Here is an 11,739-nt window from a genome sequence, read left to right on the forward strand (position 1 = left end):
AGTAATCTTATTACTTTTAAGTATTCTCACTTTGAGTGGTGTTCTTATTACTTTTCAGCGCTCTCATTTTAAGTGGAATCTTATATCTTTTAAGCACTCTCATTTTAAGTGGAATCTTATATCTTTTAAGCACTCTCATTTTGAGTAGTGATCTTATTACTTTTCAGCGCTCTCATTTTGCGTGGAATCTTATATCTTTTAAGCACTCTCATTTTGAGTAGTGATCTTATTACTTTTCAGCGCTCTAATTTTGCGTGGAATCTTATATCTTTTAAGCACTCTCCTTTTGAGTAGTGATCTTATTAGTTTTAAAGTATTCTCACTTTGAGTGGTGTTCTTATTACTTTTCAGCGCTCTCATTTTGCGTGGAATCTTATATCTTTTAAGCACTCTCATTTTGAGTAGTGATCTGATTACTTTTAAGTATTCTCACTTTGACTGGTGATCTTATGGTGATCTTATTACTTTTAAGCACTCTCATTTTGAGTAGTGATCTTATTACTTTTCAGCGCTCTCATTTTGAGTGGAATCTTATATCTTTTAAGCACTCTAATTTTGAATGTGGATCTTATTACTCTAAAGTTCACTCATTTGATTGGTGTTTTTATTATTTTTTCAAATCTAGTTGAACAACTGATTGTATTTTTATAATATTTAAAATTTTCTTTCATAATAAAAAGGAGTCTCACCTCCTTTGTCGAATCGGTAATAATCATAACAACATTTTCATCATATAAATAATGCTAACTAGGAGAAAACTCATAACTAATGAGAGAGGGGGGACTTGTTTTGAAACCTTGGTTAACACCTATATGTTTTATGTTAATTCCAGTTTATTATGTTCTTATTGGATTGGTGGGTCTTTCCTTATATGGCCTCGTATTTTGGACTGGTGCTTTAGTACTCACAATTCTTGGGGCATACTTTACCAAGTATTTACCACAAGTTGAAGATGCCGTTTAACTAATATCTATCATCCATTCGGATTTTTTTTAGCGCTTAAATTTAACACTGAGCTTGATCATATCGAGATTTGATATGAAACAAAAGGAGAAAGGACCAAGTCGGCTTCCCGATAAGTCCTTTCTCTTTTTTGTTTCCTTATAGACTTATACGTATGCAGCACCGATGATGATCAGTAAGATAAACATCACCACGATGAATGCAAAACCAGAGAATAGTCCAGTAGTTGGCCCTGCTGTTTTATGAGACATGTGCTAACGCCTCCTTATCATAGGTTCCTTCCCAGTTTATGCATCAAATAATTTAATGAGTGGGCGAATAACGAATTATAAAGAAAAAGGTCTGGTACTCCTCTAAGGTTAGCAAAGATTTATGGCGCATGGCATAGCGTTTGTGAGGCCCCGAACTGCCTCTGGGAAGGGTAAAAAAATTTCCGCTCAAAATCAACCTGGAACAATAATAAAACCAAAAGTATTAAGAATTAATTCCGCTTAATGAAAAAAGATGTGCGAAAACTAATAAATTTGTATATAATGAAGAATTGGAGCTATAAAATGTCTATCAGGATAATTTTTTTGCAATTTCACTAATCTTAGGGGATTACACTTCCCCTTATAAATAGATAATGTATAAAAGAAAGGGTTATGTTTATGTCTAATAGCACACCTAGACGGACGTTTGCGATAATTTCCCACCCCGACGCAGGTAAAACCACTTTGACTGAAAAACTCCTTCTCCTTGGGGGAGGAATCCGGAGCGCTGGGACTGTAAAAGGGAAAAAATCAGGGAAATTTGCAACTTCAGACTGGATGGAAATCGAGAAACAACGGGGTATTTCCGTAACATCCAGTGTCATGCAGTTAATATACAATGACATTCAAATTAATATTTTGGATACTCCAGGACACCAAGACTTCAGTGAAGACACATACAGAACTTTAACTGCTGTTGATACGGCAGTAATGGTAATTGACAGTGTCAAAGGAATAGAAGCACAAACATTAAAATTATTTAAAGTTTGTCGTATGAGGGGAATTCCAATTCTTACTTTTATCAATAAACTTGACCGAGAAGGGAAAGAACCATTGGACCTTCTTTCGGAAATTGAGGAAGTATTGGAAATGGAAACATACCCAATGAACTGGCCGATTGGAATGGGAAAAACATTGAGAGGGATTTATAGTATTCCTGATGAAAGAATTGAGGTCTATAATGAATCTCACGAAAGGGAAATTGTGCCATACAGTGAGCAAACGGTTCTTCAAAACTATGAAGTGGAAAAACTTGAAGAAGATATCATGCTTCTGGAAGAAGCGGGAAATGAGTTCACGATGGAAAAGGTACAAAATGGTCAATTGACACCTGTATTTTTCGGAAGTGCATTATCCAGTTTTGGTGTTCAGTCTTTCCTAGACCAGTTCGTAAAACTTGCTGCAGAACCGCAACCTAGAAAAGCGTCTGGTGATTTAATTCAACCGGATAACAGTACTTTCTCTGGATTTGTCTTTAAAATACAGGCGAATATGAATCCGAATCATCGAGATCGTATTGCATTCCTCCGCGTATGTTCCGGAAGGTTTGACCGTGGAATGGAAGTCATGTTATCCCGCACAGGGAAAAAAATGAAGTTGAATCAATCCCACTCCTTTTTTGCCTCTGATCGAGAAACAGTGGATAGTGCAATGCCAGGAGATATCATTGGCCTTTACGACTCTGGTAACTTCCAAGTTGGTGATACAATTGTCACAGGGAATGAACGTTTCGTGTATGAGGAAATGCCTCAATTCCCTCCTGAGAAATTTGCAAAGATTACAGCTAAAAATGCATTAAAGCATAAACAGTATCATAAAGGAATGGAGCAACTCGTTCAAGAAGGAACGATCCAGCTTTATAAGACGCCATACTTTGAGGATTATATCATTGGTGCTGTAGGGGAACTTCAATTTCAGGTGTTTGAATACCGGATGAAAAATGAGTATAATGTTGATATTGAGTTTCAGCATCTCACTCATGAGTTAGCCCGTTGGGTAACCGAAGGAGATGTAACAGATAAGATGACTGACAGTAGAAAAATGCTTGTAAATGATCAACAAGGACGCCCTGTTATATTATTTGAAAATGAATTTGCACTCCGTTATTTCCAAGATAAATTTCCTGATCTTAAATTGTCTACAGGTTGGGAGCTTCTCGAATAATCTATTAAGAAAAGCGAGCGTTGGGCAGTACCTATTCCTAAATATAAAAAAGCGACCTTACCTTGGTCGCTTTTTTTCATCTTAAATCATCCGTTTTCCTCTCAAGAAGTTAACCATCTCAAATAATTCGCTCTTTTTTATATGTCAGTTTGCCTGATCCGTTACATAAGCGGCATGAAGATTTTTTTGTCAAAATCCAAATTTTTCTCTCAACTGCACCTGCACCTTTACATTCCCTGCAAATATATACAATGGACATTGAACTCTCACCCGCTTTCTTTTATAATTATTATCTTTATTATAACTGAATATTTTTAGTTTGTAATTTGTCCAACTAAAATAATCTGAATTTTTTTATAATTATTCAGTGAACATGAGAACATTGGTGTTTTGTACTTTCTTCCATCGACCTGCCGTTCCACCTCTCCACCTTCAAGCTCCGTTACCAACCCAAATTCACAAAACTGTGCGGGACCAGGTCCCGCACAGTTTTGTGAATTTATATTGTTGTTTTATCCCGGTAATTTTACTTTTTTAGGCTTTTTATTTGGATAGAAGTAATTTGCTATCTTAGGGGCTAACTGGAACAAAAGAATTCCAACCATCGCCGTCCCTAATATAAAAACGCTACTAAATACCATTACTTCGGTAGTTGCAAGTGCTGCGATAATAATGGAAAATTCTCCCCTCTGTACTAACGAAAACCCTGCTCGTACAGATACTTTTTTGCTTAACCCATATAGTCTTCCACCTACAATTCCAACAATGATCTTTGCAACAATCGCCCAAATACTTAAGGTAATTAATAAACCGATCATCGGAATCCCTGAACCGAATTCGATTGTAGTGCCGAACCACAGAAAAAATAATGGAAGTGTCAGGTCTCGAATAGGAACAATCAGGTGTTCCAATTGCTCTGTCTTCTTTACTTCAGCAATCATAATACCTGCAAGAAAAGCACCTAAAACTTCAGAGAGGTCTAAATAGAGTGCGATTCCCCCGTATGCTAACGCAATACCAATCACAAACATGATAAAAATATCAGAACTTAAATACCGTTCAAAGAATCGCGACAATTTACTAAACAGGAGTTGTCCTAAAAGAATTGCCCCTGCTGTCAAAAGTACCACTTTAAGTAACAAAATGGTAAAGGAACCTGCTGTAACACCTGTTCCCGCCGTCAAACCTACCAAAATGGCAACCAGTACTGGGGCAACTAAATCTTCAAATATGAGAAGCCCTAATATAAACTCCGACTCGGGATTGGCTGTTCGTTTGGAAGTTTCCAACAGTTTTGCTGTAATTGAAGAACTTGTGGCATAAACCACTCCACCAATTAATAACGATTCAATAATCCCTAATCCAAAAAAATAAACGATAATCATTGAAACACCTATGTTTAATAACACGTCTAAAGTGCCTGCAGGTGTAACCTTTTTAGCTACTTTCATCAATTGTTTTATCGGAAACTCCATCCCTAGCATAAAGAAAAGAAGCACAATCCCAATTTCTCCAATTAAATGAAGTAAATGGGAATCACCCAGGAAGGAAGCTAACACTAATCCAAGCAATATGTAAATAATTACTTCAGGTATTTTAAACTTCACACTGAGAAGCCCAAAGCAGAAAAGTAAGATGAAAATGATTCCCGCACTCAGCATGATTGGTAATTGTATATCCACTTACCCAATCGCCTTCCCTTCACACAACTTTTCAAAATTCGCTATAGCTTCCTGTTTTCCGATAGCCATAAGCGTATCCCCTTCTTGAAGGACTTCTGTAACTTCTGGACTTGCTATGACATCTTCATCCCTGAAAATTCCTACAATTGAAACTCCTGTGCGCTTTCTAATTTCAGAATTTTCAATTGTTTTTCCAACAAAGACTGAAGATTCGTCTAATTTAACCCATTCGGTTACAATTTGACTCTTTAGGAGCTTCATTTTATCACTATCAACAGGTTGATATACTGCTCCTAGTAATTGTGCTCCTAATTCCCTCGTTTCATTAGCTGTTAAGTTGATGGAAAAATCAGCTTCATCATTGTCAACATCACTAAAGAAGTACATTTCCCTTTTGCCAGTATGGTGAATGATTAAGACAATCATGCTTTCTTCAGCTGTTATAAACGATATTTTCTTTCCTATTCCCGGTAAATCTGCCATTCTTACTTGCATGATTATTCTTCCTTTCTTTAACTCAAATGGTCTACCACTTCTTAGTATATCTGAATAATACAACCTTGAAAAACATTAACCAATAGAAAAGAATTTATTCTCACATTATTCAACGGAATTCAACCATGTTATACTCAATATTGGAAAGGGAGTGCAACATGCGATTTCATCCTTATATACTTCTTTCGTTTGCTATGTTATTTTTTTCTGGTAACTTCATTGTGGGAAAAGCTTTTGAAGGAATCATTCCCCCATTCACACTAGCTTTATTCCGATTTAGTTCTGCTATTCTCTTATTGCTGCCTTTTTGCTATAAAACGTTAAAATTGAACATTCCGTTATGGAAGCAAGAATGGCGGCCTTTAGTGGGATTATCTGTATTTGGCATTGTTCTTTTTAATAGCTGTCTGTATCTGTCTGTCAACTATACTAGCTCCATTAATGCAGCTATAGTAGATGCTTTAACACCTACAGTTGCTATTATACTGGGATTTTTCTTATTGAAAGAAAAGATGACAAAACTTCAATTATGTGGAGTATCTCTATCGTTTGCAGGGATTCTCTGGATCATTACCAAAGGTTCATTGGATGTCCTTATCACTCTCTCTTTTAATGCCGGTGACCTCATCATGCTATTAGGAATTATTTTTTGGGCTATTTATTCTATTATTATTAAAGTGCACAGTCATAAGTTTCCTAGTATTGCTGGCCTTGTGGTTACTATGATAATTGGTTGTGTTATTCTTTTGCCAATGGCATTAATGGAGTGGTTTATCTATGGTTTTCCTTATCTATGGGAATGGAAAACTATATTGGGGATTTTATACATAGGGATTTTCCCATCTGCATTAGCTTTAGCTGCCTGGTATAAAGGGGTGGGTCAGATTGGACCTGCAAAGGCATCTGTTTTCTTTAATTTGGTACCTGTTTTTACAACCATATTGGCCATTCTTTTTCTTGGGGAAATGGTAAGTTACCATCAACTTATTGGAGGATTCATAGTATTGCTCGGAGTCTATTTATCTACCAAAAAATAACCGGAGATCGTTAATCTAGAATAGAATTATTACTCTTAACCCCATTTAAAAAAACACCCTTATCTAATATTAGATAAGGGTGAGGTTATTTAAGTCATATAATGGACTTCTTTATACACTTCGTTGTTATTTTTTTTTACAGTTAACCGGCGATACAAATTCATCAAGTGATCCAACTCCTGACTATAACGAACAGTCTCTTTAGAAGTTAACCCATATTCGTTAGCAGAATGAATCATTTGAATCCTTTTTGCTTCCATTTGTCTTATTAAATAATACTGAATCCCCATTTCCTTCACTCGTTTCCCCCGTAATTACAGATCCTATAATGGATTAAAATATGATTTACAATAACAAAAATAGTTTAATTACCCTTTACCTTTTATACTTAAACATATTTTAATATAAAACGTTCAAAAAGGGAAAGAATTCTTTTAGTTTAATTACGACAAAATTCGTTTCTTTTGAGATTTTTTCAAACATCTAATTGGGAATCCCTCATTAATAACAGTTAGATTGGTTTCCTTTTATTTAATACTTTTTTAGTTTTGGAATAACTGTTTATCATATGATTTTTCCCTTAAATTTGGTAATTCTTCTGTGTTTTCTGAATAAAATATTTCATTTTCCAACTGTCGTTGATAGTCTTCTTTCATCTCCAATGTCCATTGTAAACGATTGGACATGAGTTCAATTACAGCATCTTGATTTTCTTTAACCATGCAAATATTGAAGAATAATGACCCTGTACGTCGATTAAAAAAATCAATAGGAGTATTTACCATTTCTTCTTCAATTCCATAAACGAGAGATGCATAAAGTCCAACTGGTAAGTGAAACTGTTTTGCCTCTTCACTAGAGTATTTAATGATATCATATACCTTTGAAATATTAGACCCGTAAAGTCTTGTTAGTCTCCTAGCTTCTTTCTCTTCTAGACCTAATTCTACTCCCTTGTTGATACATTCTTGAATAAAAGATTCTAAGTTCGAAGACCCTCCTACCTCTCCACCGGATAATAAAAGTTTTTCTGTTTTACATTTTTTTTCATTGTGTAACTCCTTACATAGGATATTTACTATTTTTTCAGCCATCTTTCGGTATCCCGTTAATTTCCCACCTGCTATGGAAATTAGCCCTGAACGGGAAACAAACACTTCATCTTTTCGAGAAATTTCAGATGCCCGTTTTCCCTCCTCATGAATGAGAGGACGGAGCCCTGCCCAACTAGATTCCACATCTAGCTCTGTCAAATTCACTTCAGGGAACATAAAATTAGCAGCGTCCAGCAGATAATCCAAGTCCTTTTTATTCATCCTTGGACTTACATAATCGTCCTCATAATAAGTATCCGTGGTTCCAATATAGGCCTTCCCGTCTCGGGGAATTGCAAATATCATACGTCCGTCCCCTTCCGTATCAAAATACACAGCTTGCTTTAGGGGAAAGCGGCTCTGATCCACTACTATGTGAACCCCCTTCGTTAAATAGAGGGATTTTCCTTCTTTTGACCGGTCCTCTTCTCGGAGTGTGTCTACCCACGGTCCTGTTGCATTGACAATTTTTTTGGCATAGATAACATATATTTCCCCGCTGATCACGTCCCTTACGGAAACACCGGTCACCTTTCCATTTTCATATATAAATTTTTCCACCTTCGCATAGTTCACTGCATTTACCCCTCGAGATACTGATTCCTTTAAAATTTCAAGGGTTAACCTTGCATCATCTGTCTTATACTCCACATAGATTCCACCACCTATTAGACCATCTTTCCTTAATAATGGTTCACGCTCCAATGTCTCTTCCCTTGTTAACATACGCCGTCTTTCTGTTCGCCGAACACCTGCAAGGAAATCATAAACCTTCAAACCGATGGATGTGGAGAATTTACCGAATGTACCACCTTTCATTAATGGTAGCAGCATCCATTCTGGAGAAGTAACATGTGGTGCATTTTCATAGACGATAGCCCTTTCCTTCCCCACTTCCGCAACTAATTTCACTTCTAATTGCTTTAAATACCGAAGTCCTCCATGGACTAATTTGGTCGATCTACTTGATGTTCCTGCCGCAAAATCCTGCATTTCAACGAGACCAGTTGAAAACCCCCTTGTCACACTGTCTAATGCGATACCGGCACCTGTAATTCCCCCTCCAATGATCAGAACATCTAATTCTTGAGCGCTTAATTTCCCAAGATATTCTTTACGTTTCCTTGCTGAAAACATTTTTTCCACCTTCCTCACCCTTTCCAATGGAAGAACAGTCAGAGTTCAAACAGGACACATTCTCCAATTTCCTTCTACAAGCACCTTCGAATTGGAGTGAGTCATCCTTTTCAATATGATTATAAAAGAAGAGACCACAACATTCTGGGGTTAAATGGGCATAAATCACCAATTTTCCAGTGTGTTGTGGTCTCTCCATATCTCCGGACCATTCTTATTAATTTTTTTTATTATACCATATATCCTTCACTCTATATAGTAAAAAAGTTATGTATGATATCTCCCGAAGGATGAACTCCTTTAACTCATTACTTGAAACTCAATCTTGTTATTCTCTTTCACATTCCCCTTCTCTACAATGACAAATCCTTCCCATTGGCCTTTAGCAGAGAATTTTACTCTCGATTCATACAAACCGTCTTCCACATGAACAAACTCAATGACTGCCCTTTCAGAACCATTAACCACTTCTCCGTGAACGGTAGCCCCTTCAATCCAATTTTCCAGACCATCCATAAGAATTACCTGTACAATAATGGGTTTGTCTTTTTGAATCGGATCATCTTTAAATGTAACAAGTGATGTGATTGGCTTCTGAATCTCTTCTTCTAAATTCATCAAATTAAAGATGCCAATAAACAAAACGGAAAATAAGGATAGAAAAACGAGAAAAGCACTTAAATGTTGATTCGTTTGTCTCTTATTTTTCTTGGATGTCATACTCATGGTTTATCACCTTCCACTCCATAGGATAGACACGGTGTGAAATGAATAAACTTCTAACGAAAAATAATAAAACACCTTCTGTCCGTTTCAGGGCAGAAGGTGTTATCATTAACAGTCATAATTTATTTCAAATAGATCTTTTCGTTTATCTTTCCACTGGGTCACCGTTCCTGATTTCCGGTTTCGCCGTAAAAGTTCTAAGTCCACATCACCGACTACGACAGCTTCAATATTCGGGTTACATTCTCCCACAATACCATCACGTGGAAATGGAAAATCCGATGGAGTAAAGATTCCAGACTGAGCATATTGTATATCCATGTTTTCCACATGAGTTAAGTTGCCAACTGTTCCTGCAATCATTGTATACACTTGATTTTCAATTGCCCTAGCTTGTGCGCAATATCTCACACGTAAATAGCCTTGTCTTTCATCTGTACAAAACGGGGTAAAGATGATGTTTGCACCTTTCTCCGTTGCAATTCTCCCTAATTCAGGAAACTGAATATCATAACAAATCTGTATGGCAATTTTTCCACAGTCTGTATCAAACACTTCTACTTTATCTCCACCATGAATTCCCCAAAATTTCTGTTCATTTGGTGTAATATGAATTTTGTATTGTTTTTCGATGGTTCCATCTCTGCGGAATAAATAGGCTATATTAAATATTTTCCCTTCTTCTTCAACAAAATGGGAACCTCCTATAATATTCACATTGTATTTAATGGCGAGCTCTGTAAACAAATTGATGTATTCCTCCGTAAATTCCGTTAGACGACGAATAGCTTGGCTCGGACTTTTTTCCTCTATAAAAGAAAGGAGTTGTGTTGTGAATATTTCCGGAAAAACAACAAAATCAGAATGATAGCTTGCTCCCACATCAGCGTAGTATTCACATTGCTGTGCAAACTCTTCAAATGAGTCAATTTTCTTCATCATATATTGAATCGCACAAATTCGAACTGGAAAAGATGTTTTAAAATGACGCTTAGATGTTGGCTGATAATCCACATTATTCCATTCCATCAATGTTGCGTACTTAAGGGAAGCACTATCGTCATCCAGGTAGTCTTTGTTCACTCGTTTTAGCGTAAACCCATTCATCACTTGGAAAGTAAGAACAGGATCATATATGTTGTGATGCATGACTTCTTCCACATATTCCCTCGGGGACATTTCCTTGGCATGTTTATTGTAATTTGGAATTCTCCCACCAATGATGATACTTTTTAAATTCATCCTTCTGGCTAAATCTTTTCTTGCTTCATATAACCTCCGGCCAATTTTCATACGCCGATAATCAGGATGAACAGCGACTTCTATCCCATATAAATTATAGCCTTCCGAGTCGTGATTTGTAATGTAGCCCTCATCCGTAATTTCATCCCATGTGTGCTGATCATCATACTCATCAAAGTTTATTATTAAACTCGCACAAGAACCAATGATTTCCCCTTCCAACTCCACACAGAATTGACCTTCTGGGAATACATTCAAATGACTGACTAACTGCTCTTTTTTCCATGGCAACATCTTTGGAAAACAAAGTTTTGACAGTTCAATAATTTTATCAATATCCTCATGACGAATAGTCCGTATAATTACTTTTTTTTCAAATTTTGACATATCTAAAGGACCCATTTTACCACTCCTTCCTGCAATGTTTCTTTAGTCCAATTTCTAATCTAATACGGTTGTCGAATTTTTGCAACGAATCCATCTTGCCCGAAGGGGCCAAAACCTATAAATTACCATTTAAAAAAAGCCATAGTTTTCGTCTATAGCTTTTACCCAACTTTGTTATCCTATGAAATTGTTCAATAATGTAAGAACAATTGTTATAAAACGTCATATTAACTAGCCTGTTCCATTAAGGAAATATGCACTTCAATGAGTCCCAGTGTGGAACGAAGGGGAACGGTTATAAATAATTTACCACCTTGAAAATGTACAATACCTTCTTTTACAACCGGAGGAGTTACATCCACGAACTGTTGTTTAGATAATTCCATTGCAGTTGAACCCGCAATCCAATTACCAAATTCTTGAATCGCACTTCGGCCCATGTCATCTAGTTTTTCTATCGTTAATCCGCCCATCATAATGCTTACTATATTTATAGCAGTTTGCTCATCAATGGAACAAATGATCTCCCCTGACAAATCCCCGTTGATACCTAATAGCACGGAAACATTATTGGAGAGGAAATCATGCTTTTGGGCACTGGGATTTAATGGAGTCACTTCAATTCCGAAATGGTTCGTTAAAATTGTTTTAGTTGCTCTGCATACGGCATTCACATGATCAACATTCATCTTCGCTCCCCCTTCCAATGATTAATTACCTATTTTTAAAAGTGTTAAATTTATTATATGCCAATTCTAAAAGGAAGGTAAGGCTTTTATCA

General features: G+C 36.5%; 11 protein-coding genes. 3 read left to right on the forward strand and 8 right to left on the reverse strand.

Going from position 1 to position 11,739, the window contains the following annotated elements; all coding sequences use genetic code 11:
- Positions 1 to 789: 789 nt before the first annotated feature.
- Positions 790 to 963 carry a hypothetical protein gene (locus tag KS419_RS15540; protein WP_217067318.1) on the forward strand — a complete coding sequence of 58 codons (174 nt, stop codon included), beginning with the start codon at positions 790 to 792 and terminating at the stop codon, positions 961 to 963.
- Between the two features lie 146 nt (positions 964 to 1,109).
- Here KS419_RS15540 and KS419_RS15545 read toward each other — a convergent pair whose 3' ends face one another.
- Positions 1,110 to 1,214 carry a YjcZ family sporulation protein gene (locus tag KS419_RS15545; protein WP_217067319.1) on the reverse strand — a complete coding sequence of 35 codons (105 nt, stop codon included), beginning with the start codon at positions 1,212 to 1,214 and terminating at the stop codon, positions 1,110 to 1,112.
- A 399-nt stretch (positions 1,215 to 1,613) separates the two neighbouring features.
- Here KS419_RS15545 and KS419_RS15550 point away from each other — a divergent pair, with 399 nt between their 5' ends.
- A complete protein-coding gene (locus KS419_RS15550; protein ID WP_217067320.1) occupies positions 1,614 to 3,158 on the forward strand; it encodes a peptide chain release factor 3 in 1,545 nt (514 codons plus the stop codon).
- Between the two features lie 512 nt (positions 3,159 to 3,670).
- Here KS419_RS15550 and KS419_RS15555 read toward each other — a convergent pair.
- Together KS419_RS15555 and KS419_RS15560 are read right to left on the reverse strand one after the other, a co-directional pair.
- Complete coding sequence (locus KS419_RS15555) at positions 3,671 to 4,840, reverse strand: cation:proton antiporter (RefSeq protein WP_343215078.1); 1,170 nt, start codon at positions 4,838 to 4,840, stop codon at positions 3,671 to 3,673.
- On the reverse strand, positions 4,841 to 5,335 hold the full coding sequence (locus KS419_RS15560; RefSeq protein ID WP_217067321.1) for a cation:proton antiporter regulatory subunit: 495 nt from the start codon (positions 5,333 to 5,335) through the stop codon (positions 4,841 to 4,843).
- A gap of 158 nt (positions 5,336 to 5,493) precedes the next feature.
- Between KS419_RS15560 and KS419_RS15565 the strand changes: the two genes are divergently transcribed.
- Positions 5,494 to 6,372 (forward strand): DMT family transporter, encoded by an 879-nt coding sequence (locus tag KS419_RS15565; RefSeq protein ID WP_217067322.1) that lies wholly within the window; start codon positions 5,494 to 5,496, stop codon positions 6,370 to 6,372.
- A gap of 89 nt (positions 6,373 to 6,461) precedes the next feature.
- Here KS419_RS15565 and KS419_RS15570 read toward each other — a convergent pair whose 3' ends face one another.
- The 5 genes from KS419_RS15570 to KS419_RS15590 all read right to left on the reverse strand — a co-directional run bounded on the left by KS419_RS15570 (position 6,462) and on the right by KS419_RS15590 (position 11,647).
- Positions 6,462 to 6,662 (reverse strand): aspartyl-phosphate phosphatase Spo0E family protein, encoded by a 201-nt coding sequence (locus tag KS419_RS15570; RefSeq protein ID WP_217067350.1) that lies wholly within the window; start codon positions 6,660 to 6,662, stop codon positions 6,462 to 6,464.
- Positions 6,663 to 6,914: 252 nt separating this feature from the next.
- Positions 6,915 to 8,603 (reverse strand): glycerol-3-phosphate dehydrogenase/oxidase, encoded by a 1,689-nt coding sequence (locus KS419_RS15575; RefSeq protein WP_217067323.1) that lies wholly within the window; start codon positions 8,601 to 8,603, stop codon positions 6,915 to 6,917.
- A gap of 300 nt (positions 8,604 to 8,903) precedes the next feature.
- Positions 8,904 to 9,329 carry a hypothetical protein gene (locus KS419_RS15580; RefSeq protein WP_217067324.1) on the reverse strand — a complete coding sequence of 142 codons (426 nt, stop codon included), beginning with the start codon at positions 9,327 to 9,329 and terminating at the stop codon, positions 8,904 to 8,906.
- Positions 9,330 to 9,437: 108 nt separating this feature from the next.
- Positions 9,438 to 10,973, reverse strand: coding sequence for a GNAT family N-acetyltransferase (locus KS419_RS15585; protein ID WP_217067325.1), 1,536 nt, complete (start codon positions 10,971 to 10,973; stop codon positions 9,438 to 9,440).
- A 212-nt stretch (positions 10,974 to 11,185) separates the two neighbouring features.
- Positions 11,186 to 11,647, reverse strand: coding sequence for a chemotaxis protein CheX (locus KS419_RS15590; protein ID WP_217067326.1), 462 nt, complete (start codon positions 11,645 to 11,647; stop codon positions 11,186 to 11,188).
- Positions 11,648 to 11,739: the final 92 nt, after the last annotated feature.

This window comes from Evansella tamaricis (genome assembly GCF_019042215.1).
Classification (GTDB): Bacteria; Bacillota; Bacilli; order Bacillales; family Salisediminibacteriaceae; genus Evansella; species Evansella tamaricis.

Excerpts from the sequence above, each read along its gene's own strand:
- KS419_RS15545 (WP_217067319.1), bottom strand. The coding sequence starts at position 1,214 with ATGTCTCATAAAACAGCAGGGCCAACTACTGGACTATTCTCTGGTTTT.
- KS419_RS15550 (WP_217067320.1), top strand. The coding sequence starts at position 1,614 with ATGTCTAATAGCACACCTAGACGGACGTTTGCGATAATTTCCCACCCC.
- KS419_RS15560 (WP_217067321.1), bottom strand. The coding sequence starts at position 5,335 with ATGCAAGTAAGAATGGCAGATTTACCGGGAATAGGAAAGAAAATATCG.
- KS419_RS15565 (WP_217067322.1), top strand. The coding sequence starts at position 5,494 with ATGCGATTTCATCCTTATATACTTCTTTCGTTTGCTATGTTATTTTTT.
- KS419_RS15570 (WP_217067350.1), bottom strand. The coding sequence starts at position 6,662 with ATGGGGATTCAGTATTATTTAATAAGACAAATGGAAGCAAAAAGGATT.
- KS419_RS15575 (WP_217067323.1), bottom strand. The coding sequence starts at position 8,603 with ATGTTTTCAGCAAGGAAACGTAAAGAATATCTTGGGAAATTAAGCGCT.
- KS419_RS15580 (WP_217067324.1), bottom strand. The coding sequence starts at position 9,329 with ATGAGTATGACATCCAAGAAAAATAAGAGACAAACGAATCAACATTTA.
- KS419_RS15585 (WP_217067325.1), bottom strand. The coding sequence starts at position 10,973 with ATGGGTCCTTTAGATATGTCAAAATTTGAAAAAAAAGTAATTATACGG.
- KS419_RS15590 (WP_217067326.1), bottom strand. The coding sequence starts at position 11,647 with ATGAATGTTGATCATGTGAATGCCGTATGCAGAGCAACTAAAACAATT.